This window comes from uncultured Piscinibacter sp., assembly GCF_937952055.1.
Classification (GTDB): Bacteria; Pseudomonadota; Gammaproteobacteria; order Burkholderiales; family Burkholderiaceae_C; genus Piscinibacter.
This window is the reverse complement of record NZ_CALFYO010000006.1, coordinates 1-16,879: the sequence shown is the minus strand read 5'-3', so window position 1 is coordinate 16,879 and position 16,879 is coordinate 1. Positions and strand designations below refer to the sequence as shown.

At 73.7% G+C, this 16,879-nt stretch carries 12 protein-coding genes; 2 read left to right on the top strand and 10 right to left on the bottom strand.

Annotated elements, in window-relative coordinates; translation table 11 throughout:
• Nucleotides 1–2: 2 nt before the first annotated feature.
• Genes Q0599_RS01405 through Q0599_RS01360 form a run of 10 tightly spaced genes read right to left on the bottom strand, consistent with a single transcriptional unit; the run spans nucleotide 3 to nucleotide 13,784 of the window.
• Nucleotides 3–1,562, bottom strand: coding sequence for an alginate export family protein (locus tag Q0599_RS01405; RefSeq protein ID WP_298824609.1), 1,560 nt, complete (start codon nucleotides 1,560–1,562; stop codon nucleotides 3–5).
• Entirely contained in the window at nucleotides 1,559–2,323 is a 765-nt protein-coding gene (locus Q0599_RS01400; RefSeq protein WP_298824607.1) for a hypothetical protein, read from the bottom strand. Before Q0599_RS01400 ends, Q0599_RS01405 begins: the two co-directional genes overlap by 4 nt.
• Nucleotides 2,308–3,501 carry a glycosyltransferase gene (locus Q0599_RS01395; protein ID WP_298824604.1) on the bottom strand — a complete coding sequence of 398 codons (1,194 nt, stop codon included), beginning with the start codon at nucleotides 3,499–3,501 and terminating at the stop codon, nucleotides 2,308–2,310. The genes Q0599_RS01400 and Q0599_RS01395 overlap by 16 nt, the downstream gene beginning before the upstream one ends.
• Nucleotides 3,494–5,287 carry an ABC transporter ATP-binding protein gene (locus tag Q0599_RS01390; RefSeq protein WP_298824601.1) on the bottom strand — a complete coding sequence of 598 codons (1,794 nt, stop codon included), beginning with the start codon at nucleotides 5,285–5,287 and terminating at the stop codon, nucleotides 3,494–3,496. The genes Q0599_RS01395 and Q0599_RS01390 overlap by 8 nt, the downstream gene beginning before the upstream one ends.
• Nucleotides 5,284–6,498 carry a hypothetical protein gene (locus Q0599_RS01385; protein WP_298824598.1) on the bottom strand — a complete coding sequence of 405 codons (1,215 nt, stop codon included), beginning with the start codon at nucleotides 6,496–6,498 and terminating at the stop codon, nucleotides 5,284–5,286. The genes Q0599_RS01390 and Q0599_RS01385 overlap by 4 nt, the downstream gene beginning before the upstream one ends.
• A complete protein-coding gene (locus Q0599_RS01380) occupies nucleotides 6,495–7,856 on the bottom strand; it encodes a phosphotransferase (RefSeq protein WP_298824595.1) in 1,362 nt (453 codons plus the stop codon). Before Q0599_RS01380 ends, Q0599_RS01385 begins: the two co-directional genes overlap by 4 nt.
• Nucleotides 7,853–9,907, bottom strand: a complete 2,055-nt coding sequence (locus Q0599_RS01375; protein ID WP_298824697.1) for an alginate lyase family protein — start codon at nucleotides 9,905–9,907, stop codon at nucleotides 7,853–7,855. The genes Q0599_RS01380 and Q0599_RS01375 overlap by 4 nt, the downstream gene beginning before the upstream one ends.
• A 2-nt stretch (nucleotides 9,908–9,909) precedes the next feature.
• Nucleotides 9,910–11,256: a glycosyltransferase family 4 protein gene (locus Q0599_RS01370; protein WP_298824592.1), complete on the bottom strand. Its 1,347-nt coding sequence runs from the start codon at nucleotides 11,254–11,256 to the stop codon at nucleotides 9,910–9,912.
• Nucleotides 11,257–11,268: 12 nt separating this feature from the next.
• Nucleotides 11,269–12,513, bottom strand: coding sequence for a glycosyltransferase (locus Q0599_RS01365; RefSeq protein WP_298824589.1), 1,245 nt, complete (start codon nucleotides 12,511–12,513; stop codon nucleotides 11,269–11,271).
• The gene (locus Q0599_RS01360; protein ID WP_298824586.1) at nucleotides 12,510–13,784 is read right to left on the bottom strand and encodes a glycosyltransferase; all 1,275 of its coding nucleotides are present in this window, start codon (nucleotides 13,782–13,784) and stop codon (nucleotides 12,510–12,512) included. The genes Q0599_RS01365 and Q0599_RS01360 overlap by 4 nt, the downstream gene beginning before the upstream one ends.
• A gap of 173 nt (nucleotides 13,785–13,957) precedes the next feature.
• Here Q0599_RS01360 and Q0599_RS01355 point away from each other — a divergent pair, with 173 nt between their 5' ends.
• The gene (locus tag Q0599_RS01355) at nucleotides 13,958–15,352 is read left to right on the top strand and encodes an ATP-binding protein (RefSeq protein ID WP_298824583.1); all 1,395 of its coding nucleotides are present in this window, start codon (nucleotides 13,958–13,960) and stop codon (nucleotides 15,350–15,352) included.
• Between the two features lie 16 nt (nucleotides 15,353–15,368).
• Nucleotides 15,369–16,778 carry a sigma-54 dependent transcriptional regulator gene (locus Q0599_RS01350; protein ID WP_298824580.1) on the top strand — a complete coding sequence of 470 codons (1,410 nt, stop codon included), beginning with the start codon at nucleotides 15,369–15,371 and terminating at the stop codon, nucleotides 16,776–16,778.
• The last annotated feature ends 101 nt before the right edge of the window (nucleotides 16,779–16,879 follow it).

The window sequence follows — 16,879 nt, the reverse complement described above, 5'->3', positions numbered from 1 at the left end:
GGTCAGAAGTTCAGCGCGGCGCCCAGCTCGATGGCGTGGGCGGGGTCGCGCTGGTCGTCGGCAAAAGCGGCGCCGGGCAGGAAGCGCGAGCCGCGCAGGGTCAGCTCGAGGTGCTTCCACTCGCGCACGGCGATCAGCAGGTCGACTTCGCGGCCGATGTCGCCGTTGCCGCCCAGCGGATCGACGGACAGGCGCGCGCCGGCGATGGTGTTGCGCGGCACCGGCTGCCGGTAGCGGTAGCCGACCAGTTCGACCGAGCTGTTGCCGAGCACGCGGATGCCCAGCGCCAGCGTGCGCACCTCGAGGTTGGAGAGTTCGGGCCGCAGCAGCTCGCCATAGACGCGCAGCCGCTTCACGCCGCCCAGGCGCGCCTTGTTCTCCTGCAGGCCGGTCTGGCGGAAATTGGCGTCCAGCGTGGCGCCGAGTTCGCCGCCCGAGCCGCGCGCGTACGCCGCGGCGATCGACGGCCGCAGCGGCCAGGGCAGGATCAGCAGCGCGCCGCCGTCCAGCGCGTGGCCGCGCACGCGCCGCCTGGCGGTGGCGCCGGCGAGGTAGCTGCCGTCGGCCTGCTCGTCGAACGCGGTGAGCGCCTCGTGGCCGCGCAGCATCGCCAGGTCGGCCCAGTAGCCCAGCCGCAGGCCGTTGTCGGCGCGGAACTGGCCGCTCGCGCGCAGGCCCAGCCAGCGCGCCCTCAGGTCGCTCGGGTCGGTGGCCTCCTCGTCGATGGCGATGCGGCCCGGCGCAGGGCTCGACGAGCCGTCGTGCTGCAGCAGCCAGAACAGCTCGAGCGCGTGGCGCTGCGCCGGCCGCCAGCTGGCCTGGCCGAACCAGCGCGTCACGCCGCGCGCGCTCGGCGCGAGGCTGCGCTCGCTGGAGGACACGCGCATCAGCTCGCGCGCCAGGCCGCTCTCCAGTCGCCATCCCTCGCCGGCGCCGACCGCGCGCAGCGCGTCGAGGTCTTCGTCCCACCACCAGGCGCGGCGGTCGATCAGCGCCACGCGGCCGGCCTGCAGCGACCAGGGCGAGCCGCCGACGCGGTCGAACCGCACCCAGGTCTGGCCGCGCTCGAGCGAGCTTGCCCGCGTGGATCCGCTGCCCTCGGTGCGGCGTCTCTCGTGCAGGCCGACGGCCTGCACGAAGACCTCGCGGTCGGGCGCCGGGAAGCCGCGCGCCTCGAGCTTGACCTCGTGCTCGCGCACGCGGCGGTCGCGCGCGCGGGCCCGTTGCAGGTCGAAGTTGCGGCGCTGCTCGTCGCTGTACTCCCAGCTGCCGCCGAGCTGGACGGGCCAGCCGAAGAGCTCCACCGTGAAGGGTTGTTCCGGGCGGCGCTCGTCGACGCGCTGGCCCTCGCGCAGGGTGGGCACGGGCGCGGGCGCCGCCTGCGCGTCCTTCGCCTCCTTGGCGGTGTTCGGCAGCGGCGGGTCGAAGAACAGCTCGAGCACGCGCTGGCGTTCGGTGCCGGTCTCGGCCCGCGCCGGCAGGGCGGCCGCGCAGACGAGCGCCACGGCGGCCAGCAGGAGGATGCGGTGTTGCGCGCCCACGGGACCCCCTTGCGCGCTCATGGCGTCCGCTCGACGGCGCGCGCCGTCGTCGGCAGCAGATCGGCCATCGGCTGCCAGCGCACCGCGCCGTGCCGCGCGATGCGCGCGAGCCAGCCGGCGAGCAGCGCGACCTCGTCGCCATCCATCTCGGCGTGGTGCAGCATCAGGCCGAACGGTGCGCCATCGCCGGCGCGTGCGCGCAGCGCCTCGGCGATGGCGTGCGCCGCCGCGGCCGGGCCGCCCTCGCGCATGCGGCGGCTCCAGTCGACGTCCACCGCGATCTCGGGCAGCGCGTCCTGCTGCGGCGCGCCGCGGTCGCGCGACAGCGCGGCGAAGCCGAGCTCGGCGAGCACCGCCGGCGTGTGCACGGCGCAGCGGTTCCACGGCGGCGTGAACAGCGGCTGCGCACGCCCGCCGAGCAGGTGCTGCAGCAGCAGCCAGGCGGCGCGGATGTCGCTGCGTTGCACGGCGGCCGTGCGCGCGGCGCCGAACTCGCACTTGCGCCCCTCGGCCTGGTGGTTGGCGTGGGTGGCGCCGTGCTGGTGCACGGCGACGCGCCGCGGCGCGGCGTCGATGCGCGCCCGCAACTCCGCCGCCAGCGGGTCGCTCAGCGCCAGCGGGATGGCCGCGAGGTCGATCGCCGTGCCGGCGCGATCGACGGCGTCGAGCAGCGCCAGCAGGCGCGCATCGTGCCAGCCGGCGTCGTCGTCGCGGACGAAGGCGTCGAGCGGCGCGGGCAGCGCGTCGAGTGCCTCGAGCACCGGGCTCAGCGGGTCGCCCATGCGACCTCCCGCGTGACCTGGCTGCGCTCGAGCCGGTCGGCCAGCCAGTCGGCGCTGCGCGCCGCGCCGTCCAGCGTCAGCGCTGCCGGCCGGGGCGCGAAGCGGAGCAGCGACTCGATCGCGCGGGCCAGCGCTTGCGGCTGCAGCGCACCGGCGGGCAGGCATTGCAGCGCGCCGAGCGCGGCGAGCTTTTCGGCGCGGCCGCGCTGCTCGTTCTCGGTGGCCGTCTCGTAGGGCGCGACGAGTGCCGGCACGCCGGAGACGACGAGGTCGAGCGCGGTGTTGTAGCCGCACTGGCTGAGCGAAGCGCGCGCGCGGCGCATCTCCTCGACCATGTCGCCGACATGGCGCAGCAACTGCACGCCGGGCAGCGCGGCCGCCTCGGATTGCAGCGCGCGCCACTGCGGCTCGGGCAGGAAGGGGCCGGCGACGAGGCGCATCGGCAGCGGCTGCGACAGGTGCTCGCGCGCCGCCAGCGCGGTGCGCAGCAGTGCTTCGCCGACGATGCCGCCGCCGGCCGAGACGAGCAGGTGGTCGCCGCGCGGCACCGCGCCCGCGCGCTCGCGCGCCGGCACCACGTAACCGCTGTGGAACACCGGCGTGCGCATCGGCCGCGCCGGGTGGAAGCTGTCCTGCAGGCGTGCGAAGGCGGCGTCGGCGTGCACGATCACCGCGTCGAAGTAGCGGTCCGCCAGCCAGCGGGCGCGGTCGTCGTGGTGCTGCTGGTCGGGTCGCGCGTCGACCAGGATGTCGCGCAGGCTGCAGGCCACCAGCGCCGGCGCGCCCGCCTGGCGCCGGGCCGCGCGGATCATCGGCAGGATCTCGCCGGCGAACTTCTTGCGGCCGAAGGGAAACAGTTCGACCAGCAGCACCGCCGGCCGCGTCACGCGGACCGCCTCGTCGATCAGGTGGCGGCGCTCGGCGCGGGCGCGGGCCACGTCCAGCGTGGCGTCGCGGCTGATCACGGTGTGGCCGTCGTCCATGCCCAGCGGCGGCAGGTCGATGCGCTCGATCGCCTGCGGCACCGGCACTCCCGGCGGCAGCCGCCCGCCGTTGAGGAAGACGACGCGGAAGCGCCGCGACAGTGCCTGCGCCAGTGCGAAGCTGCGCGTCAGGTGGCCGATGCCCAGCGAGTGCTGGCAGTAGAACAGCAGGGTGGGCAGGATCTGGTCAGGCATGGCGTCGCTCCACCAGGGCGAGGTAGGCGCCGCGCTGGCGCAGCAGCGCGGCGTGCGTGCCCTGCTCGACGACGCGGCCGTCCTTCAGCACGAGCACGCGGTCGTAGGCCGGCATGTCCGCGAGGTCGTGCGCGATGACGATCAGCGTGCGGCCGCGGTGCACGCGCGCCACCGCCTCGTGGATGAGCCGCGCCGAGGTGGCATCGACGGCGGCGGTGGGCTCGTCCATCGCCAGGATGGCCGGCTCCTTGACCAGTGCGCGGGCCAGGCACAGTCGCGCGCGCTGCCCGCCGGACAGCGTGGCGCCGCGTTCGCCCAGTTCGGTGTCGTAGCCCTGCGGCAGGTCGACGACGAACTCGTGCGCGCGCGCGGCGCGCGCCGCCGCCTCGATCGCCTCGGGCGGCGCGTCGGGACGCCCGTAGGCGATGTTCTCGCGCACCGACACGCCGAACAGCATGTGCTCCTGCAGCACGATGCCGATCTCGCGGCGCAGGCTGTCGCGGCGGTAGCGTCGGATGTCGATGCCGTCGATCAGGATGCGGCCGCGGCTCGGCTCGTACAGGCGCAGCAGCAGGTTGACCAGCGTCGACTTGCCGGCGCCCGAGGGGCCGACCAGCGCGACGCGTTCGCCCGCGGCGATGCGCAGGTTCAGGCCGTCGAGCACCGGCCGCCCGTCCGCGTAGCCGAAGCACACGTCCTCGAAGACGATCTCGCCGGCCGGCCGCGACAGCTCCAGCGCGTCGGGTGCGTCGGCGATGTCGGGCTCCAGGTCGAGCAGCTCGGCGACGCGCTGCGCGCTCACGCCGGCGCGCGAGAACTTCGCCGCCAGCCGACCGAGGTCGCGCACCGGCTTGTACAGGGCGGTGACGTAGCTGACGAAGATGAGCAGCTCGCCCGGCGTGAGCCGCCCGGCGAGCACCTCGCGGGCACCGAGCAGCACGGTGATCGCCGTGCCGGCGGCGCTGACCACGGCGATCGCCTTGACGATGGCGCCGGCGCTGCGCGTGCTGCGCATGCCGCTGGCGTAGTTGGCCTCGATCTCGCGGCGGAAGCGGTCCTCCTCGAAACCCTGGCGGCCGAAGGCCTGCACCAGCGCGATCGAGCTGAGCACCTCGTTCAGCCGCGAGGTCATGCGACCCTCGTGCCTGCGCTGCTCGCGCACGGTGGCCTTGACGCGGCGGTTGAGCCAGAAAATCACGCCCAGCAGCGGCGGCAGCGTGGCCGCCACCGCCAGCGCAAGCCGCCAGTTCAGCATGAACATCACCGCCAGCATCGCCACCAGCGTGAGCGCATGCCGCACCAGCGTCAGCGCCCAGTCCGCGAACATGTCGCGCAGCAGGTTGGTGTCGCCGGCCACCTTGGTGATCAACTCGCCGCTGCGGCTGTCGCGGTGGTAGGCGAGCGACAGGCGCTGCAGCTGCGCGAACAGCGCGACGCGCAGCCGCCAGGTGATGCGGTGACCGACCTGGGCGCTGTGGTACAGGTGCAGGTAGGACATCGCGCCGGCGAGCATCGCGATCGCCGCGATGGCGCCGGCCGCGGCGAGCAGCGCCGGCCAGGGGCCGAGCGCGAGCAGCGGCTGCAGCGGCGCGAGCGCGGCCGGCAGCGCGTGGCCGAGCAGGATGTGGTCGAAGATGATCTTCAGCGGCCACGGCGCCAGCACCTCGGCCAGCACGGCGCCGGCCAGGCCCAGCGCGGCCAGGACGAGCGCGGCGCGCTGCTCGCGCAGGCACTCGCGCACCAGGGCACGCAGCCGCGCGCCGGGTCGCGGCGACGACGGGCTCACCACGAGGTCTCCTCGAAGCCGTGCGCGCACAGCGCTTCGGCGCGCGCCAGGCGGTTCGCCAGCACGTCGCGCCAGCCCTCGACCTGGAAGACGAAGGCGCGGCTGGCCTGCAGCAGCACCTGCACCGCCAGGTGCCACTGCAGCCGGCGGCGGCCGAAGCGCTCGGGCGCCTCCTGCGCATAGGCGGCGATCAGCAGCGCCCCGACGTCGGCGGTGGCGCTGGCGTCGGGCAGCCGCGTGACGAAGGCGGCGAGGTCCTCCATCGGGTCGCCGAGCGCGAACTCGTCGAAGTCGTGCAGGACGATGCGTTCGCCGTCCACGCCCACCTGCCCGGCGTGGAAGTCGCCGTGGATCAGGCCATTGACGGGCTGCGGCAGGGTGAGCGCGGCGCGCTCGATCGCGTCGGCGACGCGCGCCGCGCGGTCGGCCAGCGCGGGCAGCGCGCGGCCGATCTTGCGCTGGCGGCGGCGCACCTCGCCGAGCCAGTGTGCCTGGTCGTGCACTGCGTCGGCATGCAGCGGCGCGGCGTGCAGGGCCGCCATCGCGCGTGCCAGTCGGCCCGGCAGGGTGCGCGGCCAGGGCAGCGCCAGCATCGAGGCCAGCGGCACGCCGGGCGCGCAGGCCTGCCAGACGCAGCGCGTGTGGGCGTGCCAGGCCAGCGGCCGCGCGACGGCGGGGGCCTGCGCGTCGCCTTGCGCCACCGACCAGAAGTGCTGGAAGCGCGCGTGGATGCGTGCCCCCCGATCGTCGCTGAAGGTCTTCGCGTACAGCGTCGCGTCGCCCTGCTGGTAGCGCAGCGTGGCGCGCTGCTCCGGCTCCCAGCGCAGCACCTCCACCTCGGCCGGCGCATCGCCGTGCCAGGCGAGCGCCCGGGGCGCGTCGAGCAACTCGCCCAGCTGCGGCAGCCCGGGGTCGTCGGGCCAGCGCCACAGCAGCATGTCCAGCGGCGGCACGGCGATTGCGCGCGTGCCCTGTCCGGCCTGCAGGCTGGCGCCGTCGCGCCAGGTCTTCGCGTAGTAGCGCTGCGTGCTGCCGTCATGCAGCACGAGATCGTAGACCGCCGTCAGCGGATGCGGATGCCGCCGCCGTGACGCGCTGCGGCGCACCTTGCCGATGCGCAGCTCGGCGATGCGCGGCGCGTCCGGCAGCCAGGCAGCGAGCAGTCCGCGCATCGCGACCGGGTCCAGACAGGTGTCGATCGTGCCGTTCACGCCAGCTCCTCCAGCGTGGCCCCGGCCAGCTCGGCGGCGAGCTCGACCAGGCGCGGCGCGATCGCGAAGCGGCCCGGCTTGAGGTTGACCACGCAGCGCCAGGCGCGCTGGGTGAGCAGGCTCCAGGCCGTGGCCCAGGCCAGCGCGGGCGCCGCCGGCAGCCTGCCGCCGCTGCGCGCGTAGCCGGCGAGCAGCGCGTCCCACGCGGCGGCGTCGCGGCGCGCCGCGGCGCCGTCGAGCACGGCGCGGTAGATGCCCTCGGCGCACCAGCTGCCCAGCTCGAGCAGCGCCGGTCCGCGGCACGCGCCGTCGAGGTCGATCAGCGCCAGCCGGTCGCCATCGACCAGCACGTTGCGCGGGTGCAGGTCGCCGTGCAGCGTGGCCGCCGGCGCGCCGGCGTGCCGCCGGAGTCCGGCACCGAGGCGGGCGGTGGCGAGGCGCAGCTGGCGCCGCGCACCGGGAAGGCTCTCGGCGAGCACGGCCGTCACCTCGTCCAGGCGCGCCCGCAGCGCCTCCGGCGTGAGCGTGCGCGCCAGTGCCAGCGGCACGCCGTGCAGCGCGGCCAGCTGTGCCCCGAGCGGGCCGGCCAGCGCGGCGGCGCGCGCGGCCGGCAGGTCGAGCAGTGCCGTGCCGGGGAGGGCCTGCTGCCAGTGCAGTTGCGTGGCCGGCTGCCACAGCAGCGGCGCCGGCGTGTGCAGGCGGCCGCTGCGCCATGCGCTCGAGGCCTGCAGGCCGCGCAGCAGCTCGTGCACCGTGGCGCCGTCGGGATCGACGCTGGACTTGGCGTAGACGCGGGCCGCGCGCTCGGCGCCGGCGCGCGACCAGCGCAGGTCGACGCGTGCGGTGAGGCGCTGTTCGGGCACGTACTGCACGACCTCGACGCGGTGCCTGTCGAGGCTCGCGCCGCGCGCGCCGAGGGCGTCCAGCACTGCGGGCAGCCAGCGTTCGCGCAGGGCCGCCGCATCGGCGAGCGCGCGCGGCGCGGCCAGCTTGGCGTCGTTGGGCCACCACCAGGTCAGCATGTCCAGCTCGGGCAGCAGGCGCAGCGCCGGGCCGGCCGGCGAGGGCAGCTGCGCCGCCGCGGCAGCGCGCGCCTGGCGTCCCGCCAGCGTGTCGGCCGGGCACAGCCGGGCCGCCACGCGCTGCGCGAAGCAGTCGCCGTCGACGGCGTCGCGCAACTCGAGGCGATAGGCGATCGACGCGTTGCGCCGTGGGCGGTACTTCACGCGCTCGACCACGCAGCGCTGCAGCAGCGCGCCCGAGCCGCGCAGCGTCTCGCCGAAGCGGCGCGCCATCTCGACCGGGTCGAGCGCACGCGCCAGCTGCGGCAGCACGGGGTCGTGCGGCAGCGCGTTCATGCCTGGCCCTCGACGTGCAGCCGCACCGCGCCGCCGGGCCCGCGCAGCATGGCGCCGGCGTGCGAGACGGCGCGCACCAGTGCGCCGCCTGCCGTGCGGCGCCAGTGCAGCCAGCGGCCCTGGAAGATCCATTCGCCGAGGTGCCAGTGGCGAGCCGGCACGCCGCGCGCGTGGAACCAGCCGTCGTGCCAGACGACCCCGTCGACCGCCATGCGGATGTCCAGCGCGGTTGCCGCCTCGCCGTGGCCGCCGCGCACTGCCTGTTCGTTCACCGACAGGCGCGCCGGCTCGCCCCGCCAGGGCAGCAGCACGCTGTCGAAGTCGATGTCGCGGCCCTGCGCCGTCGTGCGCAGCGCCGGGGCCGGCTGCTTGTGGCCGTAGCGTGCCGAGACCCAGGACGGCACGAGCTCGACACGCTGGCCGGCACGGCGCGGCTGCGCGATCGACAGGCCCGGGCTGGCCAGCACGCCGTCCGCGTCGAGCGCCGCGCAGCCCTGCGCCGCGCTGCCGAGCTGGAAGCGCAGCGCGTAGTCGTGCGCGCTGGCGGCACGCAGCGTGTCGGACACGATCCAGTAGCGCCGGTCCACGAACACCAGGCAGCGCTCGTGCACCGCGTCGTAGGCGTGGCTGACGCAGCGCCCGTGCAGCAGGTCGAGCCGTTCGCCGTCGATGTGCTCGATCAGCGTGCAGTCGGGCGCCGGCCCGGCGATCTTGTGGCGCACCGATCCCTGCGCGTGGCGCGACGGTTCCTTGACGGGGCGCGGCTCGTAGCGGGTCTGGGTGCGGCCGTCGACGCACACCGTGTTGTGCGCCGCGGTGTGGCGGAAGTGCACGCGCCAGTTGGTCTCGCCCGCCTCGCTGTAGGTGTATCGGCCGGGGTCGACCAGCCGCGGTGCGCCGAACGCGGCGAGCTCGAAGGACAGCGCGTCGAAGTGACCGTGATTGCCCTCGCCCAGCGGCCCGCAGTCGAACACGAGGTGCTGCGCGTCGGCCTCCCAGCCGCTGCGCAGCACGTGGTAGCCGCTGGCCGCGAAGTGCGCATTGCGCGCCTGCGGGCGCCGGCCCTGTGCGCCCAGCGTCGCCACCCAGCGCAGTTCGTCGAGGTCGTAGAGCTGCGCGGCCTGCAGCAGCAGCGTCGCGAAGCCGCGCGCGTCGCCGTCGGAGAAGCTGGGCATGCCGCCATGCGGCTGGTGCACCTGCATGGAGAAGGCCAGAGCGCGCCGCAGCGCCTCGTCCATCGCCGCAGGCACCGCCACGCCGTTGCGCGCCGCGAGCTGGCGCACCTGCAGCCAGTTGCGCAGCGCGAGGTGGTGGTAGTCGGTCGAGAGCTCGCAGTGCACGCCGTCGGCGAGCAGGTCGGCCTGCAGGTTGGCCTGCGTCTCGGCCAGCGCCAGCGCGCGCCAATCGGCGGCGCGCGCGAACTCCGGGAAGACCACGCCGGCGAGAAAGATCGCCAGCAGCTCCAGCGTGCGGTGGTTGCGCTTGGGCGTCAGGTGGGCGCAGAGGAATTCCACCTGCTCGTGGATCGAGTGCAGCAGGCGGCGGAAGAAGGCCGCGTCGATCGGCGCGCCGCGGCGATCGTGCATCACCAGGCCGTGCAGGCTGTAGATCCAGTTCTGCACGCGCCGGCCGGTCACGTCGGCGGCGATGAAGCCGGGCGGCACCTGCCGCATCCAGCCGTCGAGCAGCGCGCTCCAGCGCGCGACGCAGCGCGCCTCGCCGCTGTGCTGCCAGGCCTGTGCCAGGCCGACGGCGTAGTAGAACTTGTGCAGCAGGATGTGCCACTCGATGTCGGCGCTGGGGTTGGCCAGCCAGTCCATCGGGTCGGGCAGCGCGTGGGTCTCGCCGTTGAACTCGAAGCGGCCGTCCAGCACGCCGGCAATGCGCTCGGGCGTCACCTCCTCGGGGTCGATCACCGGATCGAAGCGCACGCCGCGCTCGCCGCGGTAGTGCGCCAGCAGCGCCGCATCGTCGAGCGAGCGCCAGGGGGCGCGCAGCAGGGCGTCCTCGCGCGGTGCCGCGGTGCGGCCGCCGAAGCCTTCGGCCAGCATCCTCACGACAGCGCCTCCCGGCGCCGCGCCGCCGCGCCGTGCGAGCTGGCGCGCTGCAGTTGGGCGACGAACAGATCGCGCAGCGCGACCGTGGTGCGGCGCGAGTCGAAGCGCTCGCAGATGCGCTCGCGCGCGGCCCCCGCCAGCGCCGCGTGCAGGCGCTCGTCGGTGAGCACGCGGCGCAGGGCATCGGCCAGCCCGGCGGGATCGCGCGGCTCGACCAGCAGGCCGTGCACGCCGTCGTCGATCATCTCGGGAATGCCGGAGATCGCCGTGCTGACCACGGGCACGCCCATCGCCATCGCCTCGGCCAGCACGTTGGGGAAGCCGTCGCGGTCGCCGTCCTCCATGACCTGGCAGGGCAGCGCGAAGACATGCGCCTGGCGGTAGATCTCGCGCAGCTCGACCTGCGTCACCGGGCCGAGCAGGCGCATGTGCGCGCCGAGGCCGCGCGCGGCGATCAGGCCCGCGACCGCCGCGCTGGCGCTGCCGGGCTCGCCGACGATGCGGCACTCGAAGTCCAGGCCGGCGTCGCGCAGCCGCGCGCAGGCCTCGACGAGCTGGTCGAAGCCCTTCTTCTCGACCAGTCGCCCGACCGCGAGGATCATCGGCCGCCGCCGCGCCGCGGGCTGGGCGCCGGGTCGGAACCAGTCGGTGTCCAGCCCGTGGTAGATCGCATGCACCTCGGCCGGCCGCGGATGGCGCGCGCGCAGCACGTCGGCATTGGCGCAGGTGCAGGTGGCGACGAAGCGCGCGCCGTGCATCTTGCGCTCCAGCAGGTCGCCGGGGTTGAGCTCGGCCTGGTAGATGTCCTTGGCGTGCGCGGTGAAGCTGTAGCTCTTGCCGCTCATGCGCGCGGCCAGCCAGGTGATGGTGGCCACGCCGTGGCAGAAGTGGCCGTGCAGGTGGGCAACGTCGCCGCGGCGTTGCAGGTCGGCGGCGATGGCGCCGGCCTGCAGGAACTCCTTCACGAAGACCTTGCGCAGGCGCAGCCGCCCCTGCTCGTCGCGGCCGCGGTGCCGCCACGCCAGCGCGAGCGCGCTGCCCAGGGCGCCTGCCCAGCGCAGCGGATGGCGTCGCGCCACCTGCACGTGGTCGCGCCAGAACGCCGGCAGGTTGTCGCGCAGCCAGCGCGGCAGCGAGTGGCCCGACAGGGAGGTGGCGCGCGGCAGGTGGGCCAGCGGCGCGCGGATCGCGGCGACCACCGGGTGCACCTGCGCTTCGTGCTCCTGCTTCACCGAGTACAGTCGCAGGTCCAGGCCGAGGCGCTCGAGCTGGTGGATCTCGTGGGTGATGAAGGTCTCCGACAGGCGCGGGAAGCCGTTCATCACGTAGGCGACGCGTTCCATGGTCGTCGGCTCTCAGGCGAGGGCGCAGGGGGCGTCGTGCGCATGCTGGGCCTCCAGCAGTCCCAGCACGACCCGCAGGTTGCGGTCGTTGTCGAAATGCTGCGTGACCGTACGGCGCGCTTCGCGGCCGAGCTGTGCGCCGAGCGCCGGGTCCTCGATCAGCCGCTGCGCGGCGTCGGCCAGCGCGTCCACATCCTCGGCCCCGACGAGAAGGCCGTTGTCGCCGTCACGGACCACCTCGGGAATGCCGGAGACGCGCGTGGCCACCACCGGCAGTCCCATGGCCATGGCCTCGAGCAGCACGTTGGGGATGCCGTCGCGGTCGCCGTCGGCGGCGACCCGGCTGGGCTGCACGTAGACGGCGGCGCGCGCGTACCGCTCGATGACCTGCTCGCGCGCCAGCTTGCCGGTGAGTTGCACCTGGTCCGCCAGACCCAGCTGGTCGATCAGCTCGGCAAGGCGGTCGTGCTCCTCGCCGTAGCCGACGATCTCGCAGCGGAACGGCACGCCGCGCCGGTTCAGTACCCGGCAGGCCCGGACCAGCGTGTCCAGGCCCTTCTTCTCGCGCAGCCGGCCGACGGACAGCAGCAGGGGCACCAGCGAGGGCACGGCGCGGCGCGCGGGGTGGAACACGGAGGCGTCGATGCCGTGGTACATGCGGTGGATTGGCGCTTCAGGCGCGACGCGACGCAGCGTGCGGCAGTTGAAATCGGTGCAGGTGACGGTGAAGCGCGCCGCCTCCAGCTTGCGGCGCAGGTCGTCGGAGCGCGACAGGTAGATGTCCTTGGCGTGCGCCGAGATGGAGAACGGCAGGCCGCTCAGCGCGGACACCAGCTCGGCCACGTCGGCCGGCGCAGAGATGAAGTGCGCGTGCAGGTGCGCCACGCCGTCACGGCGCAGTTGCCCGGCCAGCCAGCCGGCGCGCACGAAGTCGCGCAGGCCACCGCGACCGCGGCGGAGCGCGGCGAGCAGTGCGCGCGCGTAGTGCCAGGGCGAGCTGACCGCCAGGCGCAGGTGCCGACGTGCCGTGCGCAGCGCGTCGTCGCGCAGCGAGAGCGGCAACTGCACGACGGGCGCGCGAACCTGCGCGACGGCCGCGTGCGTCACCCGATCGGTCGGCGCGGCGAGTGTGTACACGCGCAGCGGCACGCCCAGGCGCTCGAGGCCGAGCACCTCCTCGAGCACGAAGGTCTCGGTGAGCTTGGGGAAGACCTTCACCAGCACGCCCACGGCGTGCGGCTGCTGCGGCCCGTTCATGCCAGTGCCCCCTGTGCCCGGCCGCGGTCTCGGGCGACGCGTGCCCGGGGCGGCGCGGCCGATGCATCGTCCGCGAGCGGGACGGGCACGTGCTCGAGCAACTCGAAGAGCGCCTCCGTGACGCGCGCCAGGCCGTCGATGCGGCGCAGCGCCGGCGGTTGCTGCTGCGCGCTCCAGGCGGTCAGTTCGGCCTGCAGTGCGGCCATCAGCGTGGTCACGCCGAGCAGTTCCGGGTGCAGCATGCGCACCAGGCCGAGCGCGGCCATGCGCTCGGCGCGGATGCACTGTTCCTGTCCGGGCTTCACGCGCGGCACGAGCAGGGCGCGCTTGCGCAGCGTCAGCAGTTCGCAGACGGTGTTGTAGCCGCCCATGGCCAGCACCACGTCGGCGCCGGCCATCAGCGACATCATGTCGTCGCAGAAGTCCTGCACGCTGACGTTGTTGAGCGCCTGCGCGGCCAGGTGCACGCCGTCGCGGTCGGACGCGTCCATCTCCGGCCCGCACACGACATGGGTGCGCGGGCGCTGGAGCGGCGGCAGCGCGGCGAGCGCGGCCAGCGCGGTGCGCACGAGCAACTGGCCGTCCGCGCCGCCGCCGGGCGTGACCAGCAGCAGCGGCTCGCCTGGCGTGACGCCGAGCGCCCGGCGCACCACCTCGCGCGGCTGTCGGCCGCCTTCGCGCGCGATGTAGCCGCAGAAGCGCACCTTGGCCGCCGCGAAGGGCGGGAAGTCGTACTCGAGGCGCATGTCGTAGACCTCCGGACAACCGACCACCAGCACCTGGTCGTAGTAGGCGCTGATCGCCTCGAAGTAGCCGTTCTTGCGCCAGATGCGCGTGGTGGATTCGGCGCTGTCGAGGATGTCGCGCAGCAGCAGCACCATCCGCGGCCGGCGGGCCGCGTCGGGCAGGGCCTGCAGCGCGCCGGCGAGTTCGTCCTCGACGCCGAAGGGCTTCTTGTCGACCAGGATCAGGTCGGGGGCGAAGTCGGCGATCGCCGAGCGGATCAGGTTCGCGCGCAGGCGCACCGTCTCCTCGAGCGACAGCGGCAGCGTGCGGGCGCCGTAGCGTCCGGCGGTGTCGCGCGACAGGCAGGGCAGCTTGACGTAGTCGATGCGCTCCGGGATGCGGAAGGCATGCAGCATCGGCGATCCGGTGACGATCAGCACCGACACCTCGGCGGACGACTGCACCAGGTGGCGCGCCACCTCCAGCATGCGGCGGATGTTGCCCAGGCCGAAGGTGTCGTGCGAGTAAACGAGGATGCGTTGCATGGGCTGGCCCCTTGTGATGCTCTTGAATGTTTGGGAAAATTGTCCCAACGTCATTCAAGTTTCGGACCAGCCCATGTCGATCACGCAAGTCATTGATTCGCCGAGGGCAAGGGCTTTCCGGCCGCCGCCGCACCGGCTCCGGTGGGGCAAATGCCCCACCCATTGGGGGTGACATGGCCCCATCCCCCGCCGGCTCGCGCACCTTCCGCCTGGCGCCCTGGTTCGCCGGCGTTTCGCTGATCGCCATCGCGGCGATCGCTGCGGCGAGCGTCTGGCTGCTGTCCTGGTTCGTGACGCAGCGCATGCTGCTGCAGGAAGGCACGCTGACGCGGGACTTCGTGCACAACCTGATGCTGGTGGAGGCGCCGCTGCAGGACTTCATCGCCAACCCGGGCGGCCCGCTGTCCCCGGAAGTCGACGAGCCGTTCCAGCACCTGGCCCACATGCCGGACGTGCTGCGCGCCAACCTCTACGACCGCGAGCGCACCGTGCTGTGGTCCAGCGACACGGCGCTGATCGGCCGGCGATTCGGATCCAACGAAGAGCTCGACAAGGCACTTCGCGGCAGTGTGGTGGTGGAGCGCAAGACCCGCGAGGAGCGCGAGCACGGCAAGGCCGAGTACGTGGCGCTGGCGCAGCCCGACGAACTGTTCGTCGAGATCTACGTGCCCGTGCGTCACGCGCAGACCGGCGAGGTGGTCGGCGCGATCGAGTTCTACAAGAACCCGCGCAGCCTGATGCAGATCCTCGTCCAGCTGCGCCAGTACATGGCGCTGGGCGCGCTCGGCTTCGGGCTGCTGCTGTTCGTCGCGTTGTACGGCCTGGTGCGGCGCGCGGACGGACACATTCAGCAGCAGCAGCTGCGGCTGGCCGAGAACGAAGCCTATGCCGCGCTCGGCGAGATGAGCTCGGTGGTGGCGCACGGCATCCGCAATCCGCTGGCGGCGATGCGCAGCTCGGCCGAGCTGATCATCGACGGCATGCGCGGCGAAACACGCCCGGGCGACGCGGCCGCGACGAAGGAAGCCGCGCGCGACATCGTCGAGCAGGCGGACCGGCTCGGTGCCTGGCTGCGCGAGCTGCTCGCCTACACGCGCCCGGTCGAGGGTGCACCCCAGCCCCTGTCGGTGGGTCCGCTGGTGCGGAGCTGTCTGCAGGAATTCGCGCGCGACATCGAGCGCCGCCATGTTCAGGCGCGGGCCGAACTGGCAGACGATCTGCCGCCGGTGCAGGGTGATGCGCTGTGCGTCGGGCAGGTGCTGCGCAGCGTGATGGCCAACGCGCTCGATGCGGTGCCCGACGGCGGCCGCATCACCGTCAAGGCCAGCACCGACGAGCGCCAGCGCCTGCTCACGCTGCAGGTGCGCGACAACGGCAGCGGCATCGCCAAGGCGAAGCGCTCGCGGGTCGGCCAGCCGTTCTTCACGACCAAGTCCCACGGCATGGGGGTCGGGCTCGCGCTCGCGCGTCGCGTGCTGGAGCGCCACGGCGGCAAGCTGCACATCGCCAGCGAGTCCGGCCGCGGCACCGTCGTGTCCATCATGCTGCGCCTCGCACCGGCAGCCTGAGCCCGGAGGAACAGCGATGAACGGCGCCATCCTGATCATCGAGGACGAAGCGGTCCTCGCGAAGAACATGCGCACCTGGCTGGAGCGCAACGAATACGTCGTGGAGAGCGTGTCCACCGCCGAGGAGGGCCTGGCGCGCATGGAGAGCTTCGCCCCCGATGCGGTGGTGCTCGACTTCAACCTGCCCGGCATGGACGGCCTGCAGGCGCTGGAGCGCATCCGCGCCGTCAATCCCGCCACGCAGGTGATCATGGTCACCGGCCACGGCAATGTCGAGATGGCGGTCGAGGCGATGAAGGCCGGCGCGCTCGACTTCCTCACCAAACCGGTGGCGCTCTCGCGGCTGGGCATGCTGCTCGAGCGCGCCACCACGCAGGCGCGCAAGGACAGCGCACTGGCCTACTACCGCCGGCGCGACGGCGAAGGCGCCGATCTGAGCACGCTGCGCGGCGACTCCCCCGGCATGCGCAACCTGCACTCGATGCTGCGCCAGCTGCTGCGCAGCGAGGCGCAATTGCGCGACGGCGAGGCGCCGGCGGTGCTGGTGCGCGGCGAGACCGGCACCGGCAAGGAACTGGTGGCCCGCGCGCTGCACTTCAACGGCCCGCGGCGCGACATGCCCTTCGTCGAACTGAACTGCGCGGCCCTGCCGGCGCAGCTGCTCGAGTCGGAACTGTTCGGTCACGAGCGCGGCGCCTTCACCGACGCGCGCGAGCGCAAGCTCGGCCTGGTCGAGACGGCCGAGGGTGGTACGCTGTTCCTCGACGAGATCGGCGACATGGAGCAGCCGCTGCAGGCCAAGCTGCTCAAGCTGCTCGAGGAACGCACCGTACGGCGCCTGGGCAGCGTGCGCGAGCAGCGCGTCGACGTGCGCATCGTCGCCGCCACGCACCGGCCGCTGGACCAGTTGGTGCGCGAGGGCCGCTTCCGCGCCGACCTGTACTTCCGGCTGCGGGTCGTGCAACTCGACCTGCCGCCGCTGCGCGAGCGCGGCGACGACATCCTGCTGCTGGCGCGCCACTTCGTCGCGCACCATTCGGCGCGCTATGGCCGACCCGTGCCCACCTTCAGCGCGGCGGCCGAGCGCGCGCTGATGAGTCACGCCTGGCCGGGCAACGTGCGCGAGCTGCGCAACCTGCTCGAGCAGGCGGTGCTGCTGGCGCACGGCGACACGCTCGAGGCCGAGGATCTCGGCCTGCGCATCGATGCCGCCGCCGTGGCCACCGACACCTCGCCGGGCGCACTGGGGTCGCGCACGCTGCCGGAGATGGAGCGCGAGGCGCTGGTCCAGGCGCTCTTCCGCGCGGGCTGGAACGTCAGCCGTGCGGCCCGCGAACTGGGCATCAGCCGCGACACGCTGCGCTATCGGATCGACAAGCACGGCCTCGCCGCGGCCATGCCGGTGGACTTCCGGGAGACGCGTTGAACTGATACCAATATGTTGGTGACGTCGGCTTGACGGACCTGCGAATTGGGAAAATAATCCCAAACGTGGACGTCGAGAACCGAATCCAGGTGGCCCTGAAC